The organism is Nonomuraea phyllanthi (assembly GCF_006334985.2).
Lineage (GTDB): Bacteria > Actinomycetota > Actinomycetes > Streptosporangiales > Streptosporangiaceae > Nonomuraea > Nonomuraea phyllanthi.
On the sequence record NZ_VDLX02000002.1, the window covers coordinates 531079 to 553323 of the forward strand.

Annotated in this window: 22 protein-coding genes; 10 read left to right on the forward strand and 12 right to left on the reverse strand. The window is 70.7% G+C overall.

Annotated elements, in window-relative coordinates:
- Positions 1-1227 (forward strand): kynureninase, encoded by a 1227-nt coding sequence (kynU, locus tag FH608_RS07995; RefSeq protein ID WP_139629703.1) that lies wholly within the window; start codon positions 1-3, stop codon positions 1225-1227.
- Here the strand turns inward: kynU and FH608_RS08000 are convergent.
- Complete coding sequence (locus FH608_RS08000) at positions 1220-1606, reverse strand: MmcQ/YjbR family DNA-binding protein (protein WP_139629704.1); 387 nt, start codon at positions 1604-1606, stop codon at positions 1220-1222. The two genes, kynU and FH608_RS08000, sit on opposite strands and share 8 nt — an antisense overlap.
- Complete coding sequence (locus FH608_RS08005; protein WP_139629705.1) at positions 1603-2634, reverse strand: DUF2293 domain-containing protein; 1032 nt, start codon at positions 2632-2634, stop codon at positions 1603-1605. Before FH608_RS08005 ends, FH608_RS08000 begins: the two co-directional genes overlap by 4 nt.
- Positions 2635-2905: 271 nt before the next feature.
- Between FH608_RS08005 and FH608_RS08010 the strand changes: the two genes are divergently transcribed.
- Positions 2906-3709, forward strand: coding sequence for an FKBP-type peptidyl-prolyl cis-trans isomerase (locus FH608_RS08010; protein WP_139629706.1), 804 nt, complete (start codon positions 2906-2908; stop codon positions 3707-3709).
- A gap of 88 nt (positions 3710-3797) precedes the next feature.
- On the opposite strand, the gene FH608_RS08015 is transcribed toward FH608_RS08010, so the two are convergent.
- The 4 genes from FH608_RS08015 to FH608_RS08030 form a co-directional block, all read right to left on the reverse strand.
- Entirely contained in the window at positions 3798-4304 is a 507-nt protein-coding gene (locus FH608_RS08015; RefSeq protein ID WP_139629707.1) for a GNAT family N-acetyltransferase, read from the reverse strand.
- On the reverse strand, positions 4301-5647 hold the full coding sequence (gene mads6 / locus FH608_RS08020; RefSeq protein ID WP_139629708.1) for a methylation-associated defense system protein kinase MAD6: 1347 nt from the start codon (positions 5645-5647) through the stop codon (positions 4301-4303). Before mads6 ends, FH608_RS08015 begins: the two co-directional genes overlap by 4 nt.
- Positions 5648-5753: 106 nt before the next feature.
- Complete coding sequence (locus FH608_RS08025) at positions 5754-6314, reverse strand: O-methyltransferase (RefSeq protein ID WP_139629709.1); 561 nt, start codon at positions 6312-6314, stop codon at positions 5754-5756.
- A gap of 31 nt (positions 6315-6345) precedes the next feature.
- Positions 6346-6810, reverse strand: a complete 465-nt coding sequence (locus FH608_RS08030) for a hypothetical protein (RefSeq protein WP_139629710.1) — start codon at positions 6808-6810, stop codon at positions 6346-6348.
- A gap of 410 nt (positions 6811-7220) precedes the next feature.
- Between FH608_RS08030 and FH608_RS08035 the strand changes: the two genes are divergently transcribed.
- Complete coding sequence (locus FH608_RS08035; protein ID WP_139629711.1) at positions 7221-7487, forward strand: hypothetical protein; 267 nt, start codon at positions 7221-7223, stop codon at positions 7485-7487.
- A gap of 214 nt (positions 7488-7701) precedes the next feature.
- Here the strand turns inward: FH608_RS08035 and FH608_RS51325 are convergent, their stop codons facing one another.
- On the reverse strand, positions 7702-8202 hold the full coding sequence (locus FH608_RS51325) for a C40 family peptidase (protein ID WP_193318291.1): 501 nt from the start codon (positions 8200-8202) through the stop codon (positions 7702-7704).
- A gap of 394 nt (positions 8203-8596) precedes the next feature.
- Between FH608_RS51325 and FH608_RS51330 the strand changes: the two genes are divergently transcribed.
- Together FH608_RS51330 and FH608_RS08045 are read left to right on the forward strand one after the other, a co-directional pair.
- Positions 8597-8863, forward strand: a complete 267-nt coding sequence (locus FH608_RS51330; protein WP_193318292.1) for a hypothetical protein — start codon at positions 8597-8599, stop codon at positions 8861-8863.
- Between the two features lie 283 nt (positions 8864-9146).
- Entirely contained in the window at positions 9147-9491 is a 345-nt protein-coding gene (locus FH608_RS08045) for an STAS domain-containing protein (RefSeq protein WP_193318293.1), read from the forward strand.
- A gap of 32 nt (positions 9492-9523) precedes the next feature.
- On the opposite strand, the gene FH608_RS08050 is transcribed toward FH608_RS08045, so the two are convergent.
- The 4 genes from FH608_RS08050 to FH608_RS08065 all read right to left on the reverse strand — a co-directional run bounded on the left by FH608_RS08050 (position 9524) and on the right by FH608_RS08065 (position 15185).
- Positions 9524-11683, reverse strand: coding sequence for a terpene synthase family protein (locus FH608_RS08050; RefSeq protein ID WP_193318294.1), 2160 nt, complete (start codon positions 11681-11683; stop codon positions 9524-9526).
- Between the two features lie 64 nt (positions 11684-11747).
- Positions 11748-13163: a family 2B encapsulin nanocompartment shell protein gene (locus FH608_RS08055; protein ID WP_139629714.1), complete on the reverse strand. Its 1416-nt coding sequence runs from the start codon at positions 13161-13163 to the stop codon at positions 11748-11750.
- A 30-nt stretch (positions 13164-13193) separates the two neighbouring features.
- Positions 13194-14129 (reverse strand): 4-hydroxy-3-methylbut-2-enyl diphosphate reductase, encoded by a 936-nt coding sequence (locus tag FH608_RS08060; protein ID WP_139629715.1) that lies wholly within the window; start codon positions 14127-14129, stop codon positions 13194-13196.
- Positions 14130-14141: 12 nt separating this feature from the next.
- A complete protein-coding gene (locus FH608_RS08065; protein ID WP_226899131.1) occupies positions 14142-15185 on the reverse strand; it encodes a polyprenyl synthetase family protein in 1044 nt (347 codons plus the stop codon).
- 204 nt (positions 15186-15389) lie between these two features.
- Between FH608_RS08065 and FH608_RS08070 the strand changes: the two genes are divergently transcribed.
- From FH608_RS08070 to FH608_RS08090, 5 genes are read left to right on the forward strand one after another with little or no spacing between them, the layout of a single operon-like run.
- Complete coding sequence (locus tag FH608_RS08070) at positions 15390-16571, forward strand: zinc-dependent alcohol dehydrogenase (RefSeq protein ID WP_139629717.1); 1182 nt, start codon at positions 15390-15392, stop codon at positions 16569-16571.
- Positions 16572-16623: 52 nt separating this feature from the next.
- On the forward strand, positions 16624-17673 hold the full coding sequence (locus FH608_RS08075) for an NAD-dependent epimerase/dehydratase family protein (protein WP_139629718.1): 1050 nt from the start codon (positions 16624-16626) through the stop codon (positions 17671-17673).
- Between the two features lie 59 nt (positions 17674-17732).
- A complete protein-coding gene (locus FH608_RS08080; RefSeq protein ID WP_193318295.1) occupies positions 17733-18167 on the forward strand; it encodes an ATP-binding protein in 435 nt (144 codons plus the stop codon).
- Positions 18164-19063, forward strand: a complete 900-nt coding sequence (gene folP, locus FH608_RS08085; RefSeq protein ID WP_139629720.1) for a dihydropteroate synthase — start codon at positions 18164-18166, stop codon at positions 19061-19063. The genes FH608_RS08080 and folP overlap by 4 nt, the downstream gene beginning before the upstream one ends.
- Positions 19064-19072: 9 nt before the next feature.
- Complete coding sequence (locus FH608_RS08090; RefSeq protein WP_139629721.1) at positions 19073-19474, forward strand: DnaJ family domain-containing protein; 402 nt, start codon at positions 19073-19075, stop codon at positions 19472-19474.
- Between the two features lie 152 nt (positions 19475-19626).
- Here FH608_RS08090 and FH608_RS54135 read toward each other — a convergent pair whose 3' ends face one another.
- Entirely contained in the window at positions 19627-21948 is a 2322-nt protein-coding gene (locus tag FH608_RS54135; RefSeq protein ID WP_317135552.1) for a glycoside hydrolase family 6 protein, read from the reverse strand.
- Positions 21949-22245: the final 297 nt, after the last annotated feature.

A 22245-nucleotide genomic window follows, 5' to 3' on the forward strand; every position in this document is an offset into this window, starting at 1 on the left:
ATGGGACGGCGTAACCGTACGACAGGAGAAACAGTGGACCGGGAGCAGTGCCTCGCCCTTGACGCCGCCGACCCGCTGCGGGCCTTCAGGGACGAGTTCATGTTGCCCGAAGGGGTCGTCTATCTCGTCGGCAACTCGCTCGGCGCGCTGCCCCGCCGCACGCCCGAGCGGGTGCGGCAGGCCGTCGAGGACGAATGGGGCGGGCAGCTCGTCGGCGGCTGGAACCACTCCGGCTGGTACACCCAGCCGCTGACCACCGGCGACCGGCTGGCCCCGCTGATCGGCGCGGGCCCCGGGCAGGTCGTGGTCGGCAACACCACCTCGATCGCGATCTTCCAGGCGGTCGCGGCGGCGCTGCGGCTGCGCCCCGAGCGCCGGGTGATCGTCTCCGACGTCCGCAACTTCCCCACCGACCACTACATGGTCCAGGGCCTGGCCGGGCTGCTCGGCGGCTACGAGGTGCGCGACCTCGCCGAGGGGCGCTTCGACGACGCGGCCGTGGTGCTGCTGTCGGAGGTCGACTATCGCACCGGCGCGCGCCACGACGTGCCGTCGGTCACCGCGAGGGCCCACGAGGCCGGCGCCCTCATGATCTGGGACGTCTGCCACAGCGTGGGGGCCATGGAGGTGGACGTCTCCGGGGCGGACTTCGCGGTCGGATGCACGTACAAGTACCTCAACGCGGGTCCCGGCGCGCCCGCGTTCCTCTACGTGAACCCGCGCCACCACGCCGACGCCCAGAACGTGCTGTCCGGCTGGCACGCCCACGCCGAGCCGTTCGCGTTCGAAGCCGGCTTCCGGCCGGCCGAGGGCATCAGGCGGTTCGCGGTGAGCACGCCGCACGTGCTGTCGTTCGCGGCGCTGGAGGCGGCGCTCGACGTGTGGGAGCGGGTGCCGATGGACCAGGTGCGGGCCAAGAGCATGGCGCTGACCTCGCTCTTCGTCGACCTGGTCGGTGACGCGCTGGAACTGGTCTCACCCGCCGACCCCGCCGCCAGGGGCAGCCAGGTGAGCCTGCGCCACCCCGACGGCTACCCGGTGATGCGGGCGCTGATCGATCGTGGGGTGCACGGCGACTTCCGCGCGCCGGACATCCTCAGGTTCGGCTTCGCGCCGCTCTACATCCGCTACGCCGACGTCCACGACGCGGCCGCCACGCTGCTCGACGTGCTCGACAAGGAGCTCTGGAAGGACGAGAGGTACGCCACCCGCCTCGCGGTCACCTGAGGCCCGGCGGGCGCTCGTCGAGCTCCTTGACCGCCCGCCTGGGCGCGACGGCCCGGTAGCTCTCCTCCACCCAGTCGAGCAGCACGTCGGTCTCCGGCAGCTCCGACAGGAACGGCACGGTCACCCAGCCCGCCCTGCCCAGCCCATGGCTGCTCGGCGCCGCACCCTCGACGGTCAGCGCGTGGCCGTGCGCCTCCGACACCAGCTTCACGCCGAACGTCGGATCCCACTTCTCGGTCTGCTCGTCCAGGCCGAGGAAGAGGAAGACCTTCTTGTTGACCTTGATCACCGTCTCGCCCCACGGGTGGTCCTCGTGGGTCTCGGGCAGGCCGAGCGCGTACGCCCGCAGCCTCTCGCGTACGTCGTGCCAGTCGCTCATCGGCGGAACTCCTCCAGCTTGCCCTCGATGCGCTCCCTGACCAGGTCGCGGGCCTCCATGCGGGGCACGCCGGACATGAGCAGGCGGTCGTAGTCGGTGTCGAGATGCCGGACCGAGGCGATGACCGCCAGCGTGATGGCGCCCTCGTCGAGCGCCCGGCCCGCCGCCGACCTGCCCACCCGGCCGCTGCCGCGCTGGGCGGCGTGCTCGGCGATCTCCCTGGCCCGCTCCGCCGGGCAGCCGGGGAACAGCCGGGCGATCTCGGCCGCCATCCTGGCCTGGAACTCGACGTCCTGCTCCGCCCTGCGCTCCCGGTCGCGCTCGCGCCGGCGCAGCCGGACCTCCTCGTCGGCCAGGCACCGCTCCTCGGCGGCGGCCAGCGCGCCCTCCTCGACCAGCAGCCCGACGCGCTGGTAGACCTTGCGCCGCCGGTTGAACCGCACGACCACCGCCGACAGGCCGCTCTCCTGCTTGGCCCGGCGGCTGAGCGCCGCGTTCCCCGACGGCAGGAACACCAGGTGGTCGAGGTCCGCGCAGGTCAGGCAGTGGGGGCTGTCGTCCTCCACGATCAGGTACGGGCCGGTGTCGCCGCAGGAGGCGCACGTCCAGGCGTCGAGCGGGGCCACCGCCACCAGATCGGGCACCTTGGCCTCGGTGAGCCTGCGCACCCTGGCCTCGCTGAGGTCGGGCGAGAGCCAGTGCACGCGGAACGGCTCCTGCCCGTGCGCGGCGGTGAAGCGCAGCTCGCGCCGGTCGCGCGTGCCCGCCACGTACGGCGTGTCCACCGGCCTGAGCCCCTTCGCCAGCGCCCACTCCTTCAGCAGGGCGGCCGTGGCGAGCAGGCGGTCCTCGTCGACGGCGGCCAGCTCGGCCAGCGTGGCGGCCCGGCCCTGCCGCCAGGTGTCCACGTGCCGGGAGTGCAGCCAGCGCAGCCCCGTCACCACGTCGATGAACGTCACGTATTTCCGCGTGGTCAGCGCGATCTCCGCCGCCTCGGCGACCCTGCGCGCCAGGTTCGGTTTGCTCACAGGCCCTCCGCCGGTCTCGCGGGGATGCCGTCGCGCTCGCTCATGCCCCCATCCTCCCGCGCCTTTGTCGTGAGATGGCGAGTCACGCAGCTTTCCTTTTCGCGGTTGCGGCAAGTAACACTTCCGGACTTCGGCCCTGCCTGAGGAACCTGCCTGAGGAACCCGGCTTGAGGAACCCGGCTTGAGGAGCCCGGCCCGAGGAGCTCTGCCCGAGCACCCGGCCCGAGGACTCTGCCGGGGGAGTCCCGCCGGAGTATCACTGGAGGAAATCGTGCGTCTGTTCTGGCCGTTCATGCTCGTGCTCGCCACCTCGTGCGGCGTGGCCGAGGACGGCACGCAGCCCGTCGTCACGGGCGCGTTCGGCACCAAGCCGGTCGTCGCCATACCCAAGGGCAAGCCGGGCCGCACGCCGCGGATCACCGTGCTGTCCATGGGCAGCGGCCGGCGCACCCTGCCGGGCGACGTGGTGCTCGCCGACGTGGACATCCGGCGGTGGTCGGGCAACCGGCCGTACATGAGCACGTACGACGGCAACCAGCCCACCTCGGTCGTCTTCGACGGCAGGCAGGTCTCGGACACCTGGCGGCGCTCGCTCATCGGCCGGCCGGCGGGCAGCCGGGTCATGCTGGTCAGCCCGGCCGCCGAGGCGCTCGGGCCGAACGTGCCGATGACCGGCCTGGCGCCCGGCGACACGCTGGTGCTGGTCTTCGACATCCTGGGCGGCTACCCGCCCGACGCCCGGCTCGTGGGCCGCACGCTGCCGGTGATCCCGGCCGACTTCGTGCCGGGCTCGCCGCCGCGCACCCTCATCGACGGCTCGGGCGAGGAGATCGCCGCCGGGGCGAAGGTGGTCATCCAGTACGTGGAGGCGGCCTGGCCGTCGCGGGCGGTCGTCGACTCCTCCTACCGGAGGGGCGGGCCCAGCGCGTTCACGCTGGCGAAGGGGGCCGTGCCGGACGGCTGGCTGGGCGCGCTCGTGGGCCGGCGGGTCGGCAGCAGGGTCGCCGTCTCCTGCCTCGGCGACCGGCAGTCACTGTACGTGATAGACGTGCTGGACACGTTCACGCACGTGTGAGGCGCCGACCGCTCACACACAGGTGGGCGGCGGCCGGCCGGCTCGGGCGGAGATCGGCCGGGGATCGGCCGGATGGCCGGGGGATCGGTCAGAGGTCGGTGCGGATCATGCTGTAGCGCACCCCGTCGCGCCACTCCCCGGCGCGGAAGCCGCTGCCGCGGATGACCCCCTCGCGGGTGAACCCCGCCTTCTCCAGCGCCCGCTGCTCGGCGACGTTGGTGACCTCGGTGGACGCCTCGATCCTGTGGGCCGTGGTGTGGTCGAAGAGGTAGCGCGCCAGCAGCCGCTGCGCCTGGGTGCCGTGACCCTGGCCGCGGTGCTCGGGCGCCACGATCAGCCCCATCGCCCAGTAGTGGCTGGCGCGGTTGGCGACCTGCTTGGTCCACTGCACGAAGCCGACCCTGTCGTCGCCGTTGGCGATGATCAGAGCGCCGCCGTCGTCGCTCAGCATGCCGTTGTCCGTCCAGCGTTCGCGCAGGCGGTGCGGGTTCTGGAAGCCGTACCACTGGAACTCGCCCGAGGCGTCGGGGTCACTGGTGAGCCGGTGCATGAAGGGGAGGTCGTCCTCCGCCACCGGACGCAGGATTGCCGTCATGATCGGGAGACTAGACGACGCACCAGCCGCCTGAGGCGCGACTCCGGCACCGGCGCGGTCTCCAGGGCCTCGAGCGCCTCGGCGGCGGTCGGGCGCTTGGCCGGGGTGTGGTCGAGCATCCTGCGCACCACCTCCGGCACCTCGGGGTCCTGAGCGTCGGGGCTCGTCGGGAGCCGGCCGGTGAGCACGTGGTGGGCGATGGCGCCGGCCGCGTAGACGTCGGAGGCGGTCGTCATCCGGTCGGGCCGCTCCTGGCACTCCGGTGCCACGTAGTGAGCGTCGAGCACGTTGCCCAGCTCGTGGGCGACGGTGTAGTTGCGCGGCCCCGGCTTGGCGTAGTCGAACCCGGTCAGCACCGCGTGCCCGTCGTCCGTGACGAGCACGGAGGCCGGGGTCAGCGCCCGGTGCACGACGCCGTGGGCGTGGGCGTGGGCGAGCCCGCGCAGCAGGTCCTGGACCACGCTCAGCCCCGCGCCCCTGCCCAGCGACAGGTGCAGCGCCTCGCCGTGCACGTCGTCCAGCACCAGCACGAACCGGCTCTCGTCGTCGATGGCGAAGAAGTCGCGCGAGCGCACCACGCACGGGTGCGGCGGGATCCTGGCCAGCGTCTGGTACGCGTTGGCGATGCGCTGCCGCTCGGCCGCCCGCGCATCGTGGTCGGCCATCGGGTCGGCCTGGTAGACCCGCAGCAGCACGGTCTCGCTGCCCGGCAGCGTCACGTTGATCGCGCGGTATTCGGTGACCTTGGCGTCGCCGCCGAGCTGCTCCTCGACCTCCCAGTTGCCGAACCTGGGCGGCGCGGTGCTGCGGCGCACGGTCTGGTTGAGCGCGTCGAGGATCGCGGTGAGGTACGGCTTCGCGTCGGGGCTGCACCCGCGCCTGACCCGGGAGACGTCGCTCAGGGTCCGCAGCAGCCCGGGCAGGTCGGTGACGTTGACCGCGTCGCGCCCGGCCGGGTCGACCAGCTCGGCGTCGGGCGAGGTGAGCACGACCAGGCTGTCGACGTAGACCCGGTCCAGCTGGGTGGCCTTGGACACCAGCAGGCCCTTCAGCGCCTTGGCGGTGCCGCGCAGCTTGGCCACGGGGGAGCCGAACGCCTCCCTGCGCGGCGGGAACCAGCGGGTGCCCGACACCTCGATGCGGCCCCTGGTGCCCTTGACGTCGACGACCACGAGCGAGTGGCCGGTCAGCACGATGAGGTCGACCTCGAAGACGTCGTGGCCGCGCGGGACCTCGACGTTGTGCAGCAGCAGCCAGTCGGCGGGCGCGTGGTCGCGAAGGTAGGCGATCACGCGCCGTTCGGCGTCGTTGACCGGACGTCCCCCGCCGACGATCTCTGCCATGGGAAGTATCCTCCCACGATTGCCGAACGACCACATGTTGTGACCACGGCGGCACGGCTCCCGGACCTGGCGCCGGTCCCCGCAGGAGGGCTCGAGGGCAGGGCTTTCAGCGGGCGGTGGCGAGGACGACGCCGTGGGGCAGCTCCACCGCCACCAGCCGCTCGTGGGTGAGGAGGCGGCGGCGCACCGCGTCCTGGCGGGCGGTGAACTCGTCGTCCCAGACGGCGCCGGGAGCGGGCAGCATGTCGTCCACGACCAGCATGCCGCGGGGGTTCAGGGCGGCGATCGTCAGGTCGAGGCCCACCTGCTTGCCCGCCACCGCGTCCGCGAAGACCAGGTCGAAGGTGCCCAGCCCGGGCAGCAGCTCAAGCGCGTCACCGGTGAGGAGGCGCACGAAGGGCGGCCAGTCGCCGGTGGCGGTGCGCGCGGCTCGCTCGGCGTCGCTCTCCACCGTCGTCACGGTCGCGTCCGTACGCGGGAGGAGGCCGCTCGCCAGCCACGCGAGACCCACCCCCACCCCGGTGCCGAGCTCCAGCACGCGCCCGTCCTGGGGGACGTGGGCGGCCAGGGCGGCGAGGAGGCGGCCGACGGCGGGGTCGCAGGAGTGGGCGAAGTCCCCGGCGCGGTCGAGGGCGGCGGTGACGAGGGGTGGCGTGGTGGAGCTCATGGCTTTTTGTAGCGTGCGGCCCGTCCTGCCGTCATCGGAGTTTGCGGCGGGGCTTGAAGACGGACAGCGTGGTCGCGGTCACCAGCATGGCGATCTGCGTGCCGAGCGCGGCGATCTGCCCCCACCCGCGGGCGCCCGGGACCGGGGCGTCGCCCGCCGTGGCGGCGGCCATTCCCTCGGGGTCGAACAGGAAGATGCCGACGCAGATCACGGCCACCAGCAGCCCGAGCTTGACGGTCACCCAGTAATGCCGGAACAGCCCCCAATGGCTGGTCAGGCCCAGTGCGATGCCCGTGGCCAATGCGGTGAGGCTGAGCGGTATGCCGCCCGCGAAGATCAGGTTGGGCATCAACCGGTAGGCCGCGTGGGCCAGGTCCGTGTCCTTTGTCAGGACCGCCGCGGTATTCAGCACGACGAGTCCCCACACCTCTCCGAGCAGCGCGACGGACGTGATGACGTGGATAACCATCACCGTCTTGCGGATACGCGGCCGCATCGATCTCACCTCACCTGCGGATTGGCCGACTCGACGGTCATCCTCGTCGTTTAGGCGGCCCCCGGCGTCACCCCGGAGAAGGTGCTCCAGGTACCACGTAAGGCGTAGGAACGATTCTCAAGTTTCGGTTGATCGTTTCTTAAAAGGCGGTGCACGGGCCGCCCATCGTACGCGCCGCCGACCAAAACAATTCTCGTTTCCAGGCCAGCCCGACCGGTGCCTGAGCGGCAGATCGGTGACGCGCGGTAAAACCCCGTGCCAAGAAACCGAGGTGTCTCCTTGACCTGCCCGAGGGATTTCTGAGTTGCGGTTCCGTCCGCCTGCCGCGATGGTTATTTCCGGCACCTCACAGCCCTGCACAAACGACTAGGCGCTGAATTTTCCGCGCCGATCCATGGAGGAAAGCAAACATGATCCGTCGCATTCTGGCCGGTGCCGCGATCGCGGCCGCGGCCCTCGGCTTCTCCGCCACCGGAGCATCAGCCAGCATCGGCCCCAACCCGCACAACAACGGGCAGAGCGTCCTGAGCCAGGTGAGTGCGCTCGACGACCTGACGGCGCTCAACGACGTCCTCAACGACTCCGTGAAGTACGTCGACCTGCTGACGTTCCTGCACCTGCAGGACATCGACGCCAGCCTCCTGAGCAACCAGGAAGACGTGGGCGACAACAACTGACGGCTCCTCGCATGGCGTAGGCAGGAAGCCGATCGGCGGCTCCCGTGCGGGGGCCCGCCCGGCCAAGGTCGTCTTCCTGGTGCCTTGAGGTGAACCGAGAAACGGGCCGTGGACATTCGCGAGGCCACGGCACGGGCTTGGTGGCCACCGAGCTCACCGCGCCGTGCGGCCCGGGTCGATCACTGCAGGACGACCCGGGCCGCGCGGCCGTTTCTCACCAGGGGAACACGCCGGAGCGGCGCGCGTGGCGCTTGCCGCCGCTCTCGCCGGGGCGGATGACGCCGAGGAACGTACGCCGGTCGAGCGGGTCCACCCGGACGAACTCCCCCGTGTACGGGGCGTGCACCATCCGCGTGGCGCTCAGCGCGATGGCGACGTGTTCTGGGCCGGGGCTGCCGGTGTCGCTGTCGTAGAAGACCAGGTCGCCCGGCTCCACCTGCTCCTTGGGGATCCTGATCCCCGAGCGCCACTGTTCCTTCGTGGTCGTGCCGATCCGCACCCCCGCCTGTGCCCAGGCGTATTCCGTGAGGCCCGAGCAGTCGAATCCCCAGGTGCCGGCGCCTTTTCCGATCCCGTATCCGGGGCCGTGCACCCCGCCGCCGCCCCATGTGTACGGGACGCCGATCATCTCTATCGCGGCGCGCACCGCGATGATCCCGGCGGCCGATCGCGCGGCGAGTGCCGGCACGGAATGCACGGCGCTGCCAATCACCATGGCCAGCACTATTGTCATCAGTCGTCGTGGTCCATTCATGGCATATTCAGCGCTCCCGTCGACTCGTCTTCGTCGGTCCGTTTCACCCCGGAAGCATTCCGCCATCTCTATGGCGATAAAACGGACTTTGGCCATGCGGGGTGCCCGTATGGCCAGAAGCTGAAAAATTGCCATCATGCCACCACAGACAAATGTGTGCCTGTCGTATATGTCGGGACGATCAGCGGCCGGCGGCCAAGGAAATGCTGCGCGCATTTGACTGAGGATTGGCACAGTCGGGTTGCGACCCGTGGACAGGCCGCGAGAGTGTAATTCCTGAAATCTCGCAGCCGGCTGCGAGGGATTCACGATGACGCGCATCCCGCGCCAATTCCGACGAAGGAGAAACAAGAAAATGATGCGTCGCATTCTCGCTGGTGCAGCGATCGCGGGTTGCCTGCTCGGGTTCTCGGCCACGAGCGCCTCCGCCGACATCGGCCCCAACGCGTACAACGGCAAGCAGCAGATCCTCAGCCAGCTCAGCCTGATCGACGACGCCACGCTGCTCAACGACGTGCTCAACGACTCGGTGAAGTACATCGACCTCGGCACGATCGGTCACCTGCAGGACATCGAGCTCGACGTGCTCAGCAACAAGTCCCACACCGGCGACAACAACTGAGCCACCGCGGGCGGTCGCTCCCGGCCTGACCTGAAGGCGCTCCGGCAGCCACGGTGACGTGGCGGCACCTTGCCGGAGCGCGCCTCCCGGACGGGCCGCGGCGGCGGGCGCCTCATGGGCGTGGGGTCAAGGGCACGGCATTGCCGTGCCCTTCATTATTTCCCCGTAATTCGGTCATTTTCCGGCGAAAATTACATAGCGAAACATACTTCGTGTAATCTGGTTTTTCAGCAGATGCAGGATGACAACCCCCAGAATGTGCGCGTTGGGGGGTGTGAGGAGCGTGAGCGTCGTCGAGGAACGCCTGCTCTACCAGGACAGGCAGTTGACGATCACCGTGCGCGTGGCGCCGGGACCGCCCTCGGTCTCGCTGGTCGGCGAGATCGACGCCTCCAACAGTTCCGCGGTGGCCGGCGCCCTGGCGAGTTGCCGCCAGGGCGGGAGCGTCGTCGTCGACACCGGCAGGCTCGGCTTCGTCGACGTCTCGGGCCTGCGCGTGCTGGCCATGCCCGGCGTGCCGCCGTCACAGCGGTGGATCCACCTGCGCAACGTCACGCCGTACCAGCGGAGGTTGCTGCTCATGATGGGCTGGTACCACGAGCAGCGCCCCCATCACCTGCCCGCGTAGGCGGGGCTGCCCGTAGAGGCGAGGCTGTCCGTTCAGGCCAGGCCGCCCGCGTAGGCCAGGGCCGCGGAGGTGCCGAGGCCGGTCGGCCCGCCCAGCCGGAACTCCGGTGGCCGGTGGTGGCGGCGCAGCGACTCCTCGTCGTAGCGGAAGCAGTGGCGGTGCCAGTTGAGGATGCCGCTCACCCAGTCGCGCAGCACGTCCACGAACGCGTCGAGGTCGCGCCGCGCGTCGGCGTCGAGACTGAGGTCGTCACAGACCACCGGCAGCTCGTGCGCGACGATGTGCTCGAACTCCCGCATTCGCGAGGCCATCAGGTCGTCCACGATGCCGAGCGCCGCCGGGTAGTCGCAGTCGAAGAAGCTCTGCACCACCAGCACGCAGTTGTGCAGCTCGCCCTCGAACTCGATCTCCTTCTGGTAGGAGAAGATGTCGTTGATCAGCGTGCCGCAGTCGGTGATGGCGCTCACCAGCGCCCGCATGGGGCCGCTGTCGTGCACCTCGCGGGGGATCCTCCGGCCGTGCCGCAGCCGCGCCAGGCTCATCGTCAGGTCGGAGCCGAAGGTGCTGCGGCGCATCTCCACGTAGTCGACGGGGTCGGGGATGCGGTGGGCGATCTCGTTGGCCAGCTCCCACAGCCAGCTCTCGCACATGCTCTCGACCGCGGAGCGCAGCTCGCGGCGGTGCTCCGGCGGCATCGGCCCGGCCGTGCGCGCCCAGACGTCGGCCAGGGCCCGCTCCATCGCGTTGGCGGGCGGCGGTGCGGGGGAGCCGTCCAGCGGCATGCAGCCCGAGAACCGCTCCACCGCGATCCTGGCCGCCGCGAGGTTGCGCGAGCGGCCGAAGACGACCGGGAAGTAGTCGTCGCCGTACGTCCCCCAGGCCAGCCAGTGCGAGGCCAGGGCCAGCTCCTCGGGGCCGGCGTCGGGATGCAGCCCGGCCGCGCACAGCGGCAGGTCGATGTCGACGAGCTGCCGCTCGTCCCACACGCCCGTGTCGAGCAGGCCCATCGCCCGGCACCACGCCACGGTGTCCCGCCGCGCCGCGTCCAGGTGCGGGGAGAGCCGCAGCTGGAACGGGACGTACAGGTCGGGGATCCGCGACGGCCCCACGCGCCGGTGCGGGACGTGGGTGAAGGCGCGCAGCCGCTTGGCGCCGAGCAGGTCGGTGACGGACGACATGCCCAGCGGCCGGCTCGCGGTGGCGCGCTTGTTCATGTACCGGCTGGAGCGCAGGTGCCATTCGTGCCCGCCCGACTGCCAGTCCTGCAGCCCCTTGACGTAGGCCAGCACGCCGGCCGCGCTGATCGGGTCGACGCCGTGCTCCACGAACAGCGGCCCGAGCTCGGTGAGCGCCGTGTGCTCGAATTGCTGCATCCGCGAGGTCAGCAGGTCGTTGACCGCGTTCGCGGCCTCCTGCGTGCCGCACCCGAGGAACGTCTCCAGCACCAGCACGCCGTTGCTCAGCTCGCCCTCGTCGCCCACCTCCCGCTCGTACGAGAACAGGTCGTTGCGCAGGTGCACCGCGTCGGAGAAGGAGTCCTTCAGCACCCGCATCGGCCGGCTGCCGGCGATCCGCGCGGGCACCTCGGCCCCCACCGCGTGCTCCACCAGCCCGGCCGACCAGGGAGCGCCGCCGACCTTGCGGCGCATCTCGATGTACTCGACCGGGTTGGACACCCGCCCGGTGTTGATGTTGCGCAGTTCCCAGAGCGACTCGTTCAGCAGGTTGCGGGTGCTCTCGGCGAAGCGGGCCCGCCAGTCGCCGGACCTGCTCGGCACCGTGCGCACCCACAGGTCGGCCAGGCCCGCCTCGACCGGGTTGGCCGGCTCGGGCATGCTCAGGTCGCCGCCCATCGGCATGAAGGCGGGGAGCCGGTCGAGGTGCGCCTTGCCGCCCGCCAGGTCGCCGGAGCGCTTGAACGCCTCGAGGAAGTGGTCGTCGAAGAAGAAGACCCACACGTACCAGTCGGTGATGAGGCACAGCTCGGCGGCGTCGCAGTCGGGATGGGTGTAGGCGCACATCAGCGGGTAGTCGTGGGAGTCGAGGTCGGCCTCCTCCCAGACGCCGGGGTCGTCCAGCATGCCCATGTCGCGCGCCCACTGCCTGGAGTGCGCCCGGGCCGCTTCGAGATGGGGGTTCAGCCGCGCCGGGTACGGCATGTAGAAGTCGGGCAGTTCAAAGGGCTGGCTCAATATCTCTCCTCGCGTACGCGGGCCGGCACCGAGCGCGCGGTGCCGGCCTGTGCGGATCCCGGTGTCAGCCGTTCCTGCCGACCTCGACGTCCTCCAGCACGCCGAGCGCGTCCGGCACCAGCACGGCCGCCGAGTAGTAGGCGCTGACGAGGTAGGAGATGACGGCCTTCTCGTTGATGTTCATGAACCGCACCGACAGGCTGGGCTGGTATTCGTCGGGGATGCCGGTCTGGTGCAGGCCGACGACGCCCTGGTTCTCCTGTCCGGTGCGCATGAGCAGGAACGACGTCGTGTACGTGCCGGAGATCGGGATCTTGTTGCACGGGAAGATCGGGACGCCCCGCCAGGTCGGCACCCGGTGCCCGTTGACCTCACTGGTCTGCGGGTAGACGCCGCGCTTGCTGCACTCCCTGCCGAAGGCCGCGATGGCCTGGGGGTGCGCCAGGAAGAACGCCGGGTCCTTCCACACGGTGGCCAGCAGGTCGTCGAGGTCGTCGGGGGTGGGCCGGCCCGCCCGGGTGCGGATGCGCTGGCTGAGGGCGGAGTTGTGGAGCAGGCCGAACTCCTTGTTGTTGATCAGCTCGTGCTCCTGCCGCTCGCGCAGCGCCTCGATCGTGAGGCGCAGCTGCTGGTCGAGCTGGCTCATCGGCTGGTTGTACAGGTCGGAGACCCGGCTGTGGACGCGCAGGACGGTCTGGGCCACGCTCAGCTCGTATTCGCGGGGGCTCAGCTCGTAGTCGACGAACGTGCCGGGCAGCACGGGCTCGCCGGTGTGGCCGGACGACACGTCGATCGCGGCCTCGCCGTAGTCGTTCTGGGCGTGGTCGCCGCTGGCGAGCCAGCGGTCGAGGTGCTCGCGCAGCCCGGGTGACTGGTCGGCGAGCTGCTCGAAGTCCTGTCTGGACAGGGTGAGGACGGTGGTGGCCGTCTTGGCCCGCGCGGTGAACGCGTAGCGGCCGCCCTGGGTCAGGGTCTCCTCGCCGAGGTAGTCGCCGTCGGCCAGGACGCCGAGGTTCTGCTCGTCGCCGTACGCGCCGCGGCTCACCTTGGCCACCCGGCCGTGGGCGATGAGCACGAGCCGGTCGACGGGACGGCCCTCGGAGACGATCTCCTCGCCCGCCTCGATCTCCCGCTGCGCGAAGCCGTTGGCCAGCGCCTGCAGCACCTCCGCGTCGTCGAAGCCGCGCAACATGGGGATCTCGGTCAGCTCGGCGGGGATGACCCGCACGTTCGAGCCGGTGTTGCTGAAGGTGATGCGGCCGTCGCCCAGCTCGTAGGTGAGCCGCCGGTTGACCCGGAACACGCCGCCCGAGCACTGCACCCACGGCAGCAGCCGCAGCAGCCACCGGGAGGTGATCTCCTGCATCTGCGGCGGCGTCTTGGTCGTGGTCGAGAGCTGTCTGGCGGCCTCGGTGCTGAGGCTGAGCTGTCCGTTGCCGTTGACGGTCTCAGGGGCGGGTGAGTTGGTCGTTTCGGTCATCGTGCTGCACCACCAATCTCGGTAGGGGACCTAGCCGTACTTGCGGGTGGATCGGATCTCGGGCGGGAGCGAGAACGTGAGGGTCTCCTCGGTCAGGGTCACCGGCTCCACGTCGGTGAACCCGCGTGCGGCGAGCCAGTCGAGTAACTCCCCGACCAGCCGGTCGGGGACCGAGGCGCCGGAGGTGACCCCGACGGTTTGCACGCCGGCGAGCCACCGCTCGTCGGCGTCGTCGGCCCGGTCGACCAGGTGCGCCGCGTCCGCGCCCGCGCCGAGCGCCACCTCGACCAGCCGCCGGGAGTTTGAGGAGTTGGCCGAGCCGACGACGATGACCAGCTCGCACCGCGGGGCGATCGCGGCGACCGCCTCCTGGCGGTTCTGGCTGGCGTAGCAGATGTCGTCGCTGGGCGGGTCGGCCATGTCGGGGAAGCGCTCGCGGAGCTCGGCGACGGCCCGCATGGTCTCGTCGACGGACAGCGTGGTCTGCGACAGCCAGCTCACCCGCCCCTTCGCCGTCACCTCGCCGGGCCGGGCCGGGTCGACGACGTGGATGTGGCCGGGGGCCTCGCCGTAGGTGCCCTCGACCTCCTCGTGGTCGGCATGGCCGATGAGCACGATCTCGTAGCCCTCCTCGGCCATGCGCACGGCCTCCTTGTGCACCTTGGTGACCAGCGGGCAGGTGGCGTCGATCGTGCGCAGGCCGCGCCGCTCCGCCTCCTCCTTGACCGCCGGCGAGACGCCGTGGGCGGAGAAGACGACCAGCGAGCCGTCGGGCACCTCGTCGAGCTCCTCGACGAAGATCGCGCCGAGCCGGCTGAGGTCGCCGACCACGTACGTGTTGTGGACGATCTGTTTGCGCACGTAGACCGGTGGGCCGAAGCGGCTCAGCGCCTGCTCGACCGTGGCGATCGCGCGCTCGACACCTGCGCAGAAGCCGCGCGGGGCCGCGAGAAGAACCCGTGCCATCTGGAAAACCCCCTACTTGGTGCGGTGCGCCAGCCGGTCCGCCATCAGGGTCAGCGCCTTGGCTGCCTCCGGCTCCATCCGCGCGGCCGACAGCGCCGTCACGGCCTCGTGCACCCGCTCTTCGATCATTTGCTCGACCTCGGCCAGCGCTCCTGTGTCGCGCAGGATCTCGCGCACCTCCTCGGCGCGCTCCTCGGTCAACTCCGGATTGCCGTGCCATCTCCTGAGGTGGCGGAGCTGGGCGGGCGAGGCCTTGCGCACGGCGTGCGCGAACAGGACCGTGTGCTTGCCCTCGCGCAGGTCGTCGAGCGCCGACTTGCCGGTCTCCGACTCGGAGCCGAACGTGCCGAGCACGTCGTCGCGCAGCTGGAACGCCTCGCCCAGCGGCAGGCCGAAGCGGGAGTAGGACTCCAGCAGCTCCATCGAGGCGCCCGCCAGCGCGCCGCCGATCTGCAGCGGCCGCTCGACGGTGTACTTGGCGGTCTTGAACCGGATCACCGTGAGCGCCTCGGCCACGCTCGCGCCCGCGCGCAGCTGGGCCAGGACGTCGAGGTACTGGCCGCTGATGACCTCGGTGCGCATGGCGTCGAACACGTGGTGCGCGGCGCGCAGCCGGTGCGGCTCCACCCCGCACGAGGACAGCATCGTGTCGGACCACGCGAGGCTCAGCGTGCCGAGCAGGATGCCGCCCGCCTGGCCGAACATCTCCGCGCCGGGACCGTGGTGCAGCCCGGCGAGGCTCCTGTGCACGGTGACCCGGCCGCGCCGCAGCTCGCTGCCGTCCATGATGTCGTCGTGGATGAGCAGGCCGGCGTGGCACAGCTCCAGGGCCGCCGCGGCGGTGATGATCTCCTCGCTGTCGTCGCCGCCCGCGCCGCGCCAGCCCCAGTAGCACAGCCGCGGCCGGACGCGCTTGCCGCCGCGGAGGATGAAGTCGGTCAGCAACCGGTAAGCCGCCTCGACGTCGGGGTCGTCGACAGGGGCGCGCCAGGTCTCGAGGAAGCCGGCCAGGCGCCGGTCAACGCGCGATCCAACGTCGTGCTGAGTGAAGCTCACCGGCATCTGCGCGGCTCCTTCTGTCGGGCGTTCGCTACCAGTAGTTACTCATTCAATACGCAGCGTGTAAAGAGTCTTTTGTGGTCAGGCGATTTCTTTTGCCACAGCGGCCACACCGAGACGCGGCCGCCGAAGGGTGGTCGCCCGTTTGATGCCGTATGTAGGGGTATGCGCCCTTTGTGCCCCCGTCCGTAAGGAGACACCATGAAGGCAGTCACCTGGCACGGCAAGCGCGACGTACGGGTCGAGGACGTCCCCGACCCGGCGGTCAAGGAGCCCAACGACGCGGTCATCAGGGTCACCAGCACCGGCATCTGCGGCTCCGACCTGCACCTGTACGAGGTGCTCGGGCCGTTCATGGCCGAAGGCGACATCATCGGACACGAGGCCATGGGCGTCGTCGAGGAGGTCGGCCCCGCGGTCGACACCATCAAGCCGGGCGACCGCGTGGTCATCCCGTTCAACATCTCCTGCGGTCACTGCCACATGTGCTCGATGGAGCTCTACGCCCAGTGCGAGACCACGCAGGTGCGCGAGCAGGGCACCGGCGCCGCGCTGTACGGCTACACCAAGCTCTACGGCCAGGTGCCCGGCGGCCAGGCCGAGTACCTCCGGGTGCCGGAGGCCCAGTTCGGCCCCATCAAGGTGCCCGAGGGCGGGCCGGACGAGCGGTTCCTGTTCCTGTCCGACGTGCTGCCCACCGCCTGGCAGGCCGTCGCGTACGCGGACATCCCGGAGGGCGGCAGCGTCACCGTCTACGGCCTCGGCCCGATCGGGCAGATGTGCGCCCGCATCGCCGCCCACCTCGGCCACCGCGTGATCGGCGTGGACGGCGTCACGAAGCGCCTGGAGATGGCCCGCCGCCACGGCATCGACGTCGTCGACGCGAGCGAGGTCACCGACGTGCCCGAGGAGATCAGGCAGCGCACCTCGGGGCGCGGCACCGACTCGGTCATCGACGCGGTCGGCATGGAGGCCCACGGATCGCTCGGCGCCAAGCTCGCCCAGACGCTCACCGGCATGCTGCCGGGCGCCGTCGCCGCGCCGCTGATGACGCACACGGGCGTCGACCGGATGGCCGCGCTCAACCAGTCCATCGACTCCGTACGGCGCGGCGGCGTCATCTCGATCATCGGCGTCTACGGCGGCATGACGGATCCCATGCCCATGCTGCGCATGTTCGACAAGGGGATCACGCTGCGCATGGGGCAGGCCCACGTCAGGAAGTGGACCTCCGCGCTGATGCCGCTGGTGACCGACGAGTCCGATCCGCTCGGCGTGATGGACCTGACCACCCACCGCATGCCGCTGGAGCGGGCGCCGGAGGCGTACGAGATGTTCCAGCGGAAGAAGGACGGCGCGATCAAGATCGTGCTGCAGCCATGACCTGGCAGGTGGGAGGGGTTTCGTGGCCCGGCGGCCGGGCAGCGGTGCTTCCATGAGAGTCGTCGTGGTGGGAGCAACCGGCAACGTCGGGACCAGCGTGGTGCGCGCGCTGGCCACGGACGGCGGCGTGACCTCGATCGTCGGGGTCGCCCGCCGGCTGCCCCGATGGCGGATCGACCGCACCGACTGGCGGCAGGCCGACGTCGCCACCGCCGACCTGACGCGCATCTTCGACGGGGCCGACGCGGTCGTGCACCTCGCGTGGCTGTTCCAGCCGACCAGGCACCCGGCCACCACCTGGCGGGCCAACGTGCTGGGCAGCATGCGCGTCTTCCGCGCGGTCGCGGAGGCGGGGGTGCCCGCGCTGGTCCACGCCTCGTCCGTGGGGGCGTACTCCCCGGGGCCGAAGGACCGGCCGGTGGACGAGAGCTGGCCCACGCACGGCTGGCCGGGCACCGCGTACGCGCGGGAGAAGGCGTACGTCGAGCGGGTGCTCGACGTGTTCGAGAACGACCATCCGGGCATCCGGGTGGTGCGGATGCGGCCCGGGTTCATCTTCCAGCGGGCGGCGTCCACCGAGCAGCGCAGGCTGTTCGGCGGGCCGTTCGTGCCGCGGCGGCTGATCAGGGCCGGGCGCGTCCCGTTCGTGCCGGAGATCCCCGGCCTGCGGCTGCAGGTGCTGCACGCCGAGGACGCGGCGGAGGCGTACCGGCTGGCCGTCACCAAGGACGTGCGCGGCCCGTTCAACATCGCCGCCGAGCCCGTGCTCGACCCGCCCGACCTGGCCAAGCTGCTCGGCGCCCGCACGGTGCGGGTCCCGGCGGGCCTGGCCAGGGCGGTCATGTCGGCAGGATGGCACCTGAGGCTCATCCCGGCCGCGCCGTCGATGCTCGACCTGGTCCTGCAGATCCCGTACATGAACACCGAGCGGGCCCGCGAGGTGCTCGGCTGGACGCCGCGGCACTCGTCGTGGGAGGCCATGCAAGAGCTCTTCCAGGGGCTGCACGACGGCGCCGGCATGGACACCGCGCCGCTCGCTCCCGACGGCGGGCCGGTCCAACGCGCCAAGGAACTGGCCGGTGGGGTGGGCGCGCGTCCCTGAGACGCCCGCCCGGGGTCATGGAGCGGCGGCCTGTGTGTCGGACCGACACGGAGGAGCGCATGCGCACCCTGATGGCCCAGCCCTTCACCCTTGAGGACGTCACCAGGCTGCGCCGCGCCGTGGCCGACCTGGCCGGCGGCCGCGGGCTGGTCGGCCCCCGGCTCGACGACTTCGTGCTGGCCGTGCACGAGAGTGTCGTCAACGTCGTGGAGCACGCGGGCGGGTACGGCTACTTCAGGCTGTGGACGGCCGACGGCGTGATCGGCTCGGAGACGAGCGACCGGGGGACGGGCATCCCCGACGGCTACATGGCCGCCGACCGCGAGCCGCCCGGCCTGGCCCAGAGAGGCAGGGGGATCTACCTGATGCGCCGGTTGTGCGACACGGCCGACTTCGACACCGGCCCGGACGGCACCACGGTCCGGCTCGCCATGCGGCTGCCGCGCGGGCGGGACGACGGCCCTGGACAAGTGGCAGGTAGGCTCACCATGTGAGCGGCGAAACGCTTCCCCCGGAGATCATCTCGCCTGTCCGGCGCATCGGGCGGCGGGAGTTCGACTTCGCGCGCCAGGTCGCCATCATGGCCATCGTCAACAGGACCCCCAACTCCTTCCACGACCAGGGCCGCACGTTCGAGCTCGACAGCGCCGTCACGGCCGCGCGCCGGGCCGTGGACGACGGCGCCGACTGGGTCGACATCGGCGGGTTCGCCTTCAGCGCGGCCCAGGCGGGCATCGGAGCGGACGAGGAGATCGACCGGGTCGCCCCGGTGATCGCCGAGGTGCGCGAGGTCACCGACGCCGTCATCTCCGTCGACACCCACCGGCCCGAGGTCGCGCGGGCGGCGGTCGAGGCGGGCGCCGACGTGATCAACGACACCAACGGCCTGCGCGAGCCCGGCATGGCCGAGTTCGCCGCCGAGTCGGGGGTCAGCGTCATCGTCACGCACAGCCTGGGCGGCCCCGGCAGGCGCGTCTTCCGGCCGAGCTACGCCGACGTGGTCTCCGAGGTGACCGACTATCTGCGCGAGCGGGTCGCGTACGCGCTGAAGTGCGGCATCGCGGAAGACAAGATCATCATCGACCCCGGCCACGACCTCAACAAGAACACCTTCCACTCGCTCGAGATCACCCGCCGGCTGGAGGAGGTCACCGCGATCGGCCACCCGACGCTGGTGGCGCTGTCCAACAAGGACTTCATCGGGGAGACGCTCGACCGCCCCCAGGGGGAGCGGAAGGAGGGCACCATCGCCGCCAACGTCTTCTGCATCGTCAAGGGCGCCCGCATCCTGCGGGTGCACGACGTGGCCGCCACGGTCGCGTCCGTACGCATGACCGAGGCCATGCTCGGCTGGCGTGGCCCGCTGACCCCGAGTCACAACCTTGCCTGAGGAGGTCCTTTGACCGAGCGGAAACCACTGGGCATGCCGTTCGAGAGCTGGGTGGACCGGCAGATCCGCGAGGCGGAGGAGCGCGGCGCGTTCGACGACCTGCCGGGTGCCGGCAAGCCGATCCCGGGGCTCGACCGGCCGCACGACGACATGTGGTGGATCAAGCAGAAGGTCGAGAGCGAGGGGCTGTCGATGCCCCTGCCGCCCACGCTGGCGCTGCGCAAGGAGGCCGAGGAGGCGCTCGCCCAGGCGCGCGGGGCGAGGTCGGAGACCGAGGCGCGGCGGATCGTCGAGGAGATCAACCAGAAGATCCGCGAGGCGATCAGGACCGGGCTGTCCGGCCCGCCGCTCAACCTCATGCCCTTCGACGCCGACGAGATCGTCTCGGAGTGGCGCCAGGCGCGCAAATAGCGGAAACAGGCGAAGGGGCCCCGCGCAGGGGGCCCCTTCGGGTGGTCGAGGGGCCCGGGTCAGGCGGGCCCCTCCGAGAGACCCGGGTCAGGCGGGTCGCTCGGGCTCGTGCCCGGGGGCCGGAAGCCGGCCCCCGGTCGGTTGAGGCGGGTTCAGTTGATCGGCGGGTAAGCGTTCGCGAGCAGCTCGCGGAACTGCGCCGAGAACCACCTTCCGGACAGCGGGGCGTCGGGCAGCGCACCCGTCAGGTTGTTGCCGTTCAGCTCGTTGCCGTGGTACGTCGGGTCGCACATCCGGTCGAGCCTCTTGCCCTCGTCGTTGTCGATCTCCTCGCTGGAGCCGTCCGACTCGCCCGGAGGCTTGATCCAGACGTAGGCGTCGAAGCCGGCGGCCGGGCTGGCGGTCGGCCGCTCGCCCATGCCGGCGCCGCTCTGGTTGCACCAGTTGCCGGCGTGGATGCGGCGGTCGACGCGCGAGTCGTTGACGAACTCGTCCACGTTGGTCGAGGTGCTCGGCCCGGACGGGCGGGCGCTGCCGCCCCAGCCGTTGCGCGAGGTGTCGATCAGCATGCCGAGCCCCTGGCGGAAGCCCTTGCCGATCAGCGCGCTGCGCAGGGCCGTGGCGAAGGTCTTCTCGTCCACGTAGTAGTTCCAGTCGACCCACTTGGACTGCCGGACCGACTGGCCGTTCACGGTCGAGTTGATCGTGAAGTACGGCTCGGTGGTCGCGGAGTAGTTGGCGGTGTTGACGATGAAGCCGTCCACGCTGTCCACCCCGGCGGTGGTGCCGGACACGGTGTTGTAGAACAGGTCGACCGAGGGGCCGAAGTTCGAGTCCCAGCCGAGCCAGGCGTGGTGGGCGGCGTCGATGTAGGTGTAGACGTTGCTCATGGCGTGCAGCTTGTTCAGCGCGTACCGCACGCCGTCCACGTAACCGCCGGGGCCGTTGGCCTCCTGGCAGTCCGCGAACTTGTTGATGTTGGTGATCAGGTTGGGCAGCGAGTCCGGCTCGATGATGGTGACGATGCGCAGGTTCGAGTAGGCGGAGTCGCTCATGATCGACGCGATCGGGTCGATGTACTCGGTCTTGTAGCGGTTGAAGCCGTTCTCGGAGATGCGCAGCTCGCCGTTGGAGGCCAGCGCCGAGCAGTCGCGGTTGGGCAGGTCGTAGATGACGAACTGCACGGTCAGCGGCGTGGAGCCGTTGGCGGCGTCCTGCCTGACGGCCTCGTCCAGGTGCTCGCGCAGGCCCATGGCGCCGTTGGCGCCCTCGATGGCGGCGATGCGGTCGAGCCAGACGGCCGTGGAGGTGTTGGCCACCGCGGAGCCGCCGGGCTCGGCCTGGGCCTTGGCCTTCCAGTCAGGGTTGACGTAGCCGGTGGCGCCTGAGTACGGGTTCTCGACGTGGCCGCCGGGGGTGCCGGTGTCGTCGTCGTCGGCCTCGGTGGCGGTGACGGTCCTGGAGGTCAGGCCGGAGGAGGCGACGGTGATCGTGCGGGAGCCGTTGGCCGTGTCGGAGTCCTGCGCGGCGGCCAGGGTGACCGTCTGCGCGGTGTTCCAGTTGGATGACGTGAACGTGAGGCTCGCGCCGCTGGAGACGGTGATGTTCGCGTCGCCGCTGCCCGCCGTCGAGGTGACGGTCACGTTGGAGCTGGGCTGCGAGGCCAGGCGCACGGAGTAGGTGGCGGTGGAGCCCTCCGGCACGGTGACCGAGGTCGGCGTGACGATGATCGACTGCTCGACCACGGCGTCGTCGTCCACCTCGGTGGCCGAGAGCGTGGCCGCCGTGACGCCGGTGCCGCCGACGGTGAAGGAGGCGGTGCCCGCGGTGGTGTCGGAGTCCTGGGCGGCGGCCAGGGTGACCGTCTGGGCGGTGTTCCAGTTGGACGGGGTGAAGGTCAGCGAGCCGCCCGCGCTGACGGACAGGTCGGTGTCACCGCTGGTCCGGGTGGTGGTGACGGTCACGTTGGAGGACGGGGCCGAGGAGAGCTTGGCCGTGAACGTGGCCGTGCCGCCCTCGTTCACCGCGACGGAGCTGGGCGAGGTGACCACCGACGGGGTGGTCGGGTTGACGCCGCCGCAGGTGTTGCCGTTCACGCTGAACGAGGTGGGGTTCGGGTTGGTGCCGGACCAGGTGCCGTTGAAGCCCACGGAGACGGAGGCGCCGGTCGAGAGGCTGCCGTTCCAGGGCATGCTCGTGCCGGTCACGCGGGTGCCGGACTGGCTCCAGTTGGCGCCCCAGCCGGAGGGAGTGTACTTCTGACCGGAGGTCGGGTAGTCGAAGGCCAGCGTCCACGAGCTGATCGGGTCACCGGTGTTCTTCAGCGTGATGTTCGCGGTGAAACCGCCCTGGCCGGGGCTGCTCGTCCACGAGTTGGCAGAGTAGGTCACGTCGCAGCCGGCCGCGGCGTTCGCGGCCGTGCTCTGGCCCACGACGAGCCCAAGGGCCGCGACACTCGCGGCCGTCACGGTCACGGCCCATCGGTGAAGGCCGCGTTGGAGTCTCACGAGCGATCATCTCCAGTGCTAGGGGGCTGGGAGCGCTCCCATGGTCTGCCGTGCCCGCATCCCTGTACAGAGCCCGGCGTTCCGGAAGGCGTCCGCCGCCCCGCATGCTCGCTGAATGCCCCCGAACGGGGATGAAACTTTCATCCCGGGGAGCCTGGTAGAGAGGAAATGCGGGTGTTACGGGGACGCCATTCCGTTGACATACGCGGGCAGGCACCCACACTTCGGTTTGGGAGCGCTCCCACTCCCTTCCGATCCCATGGA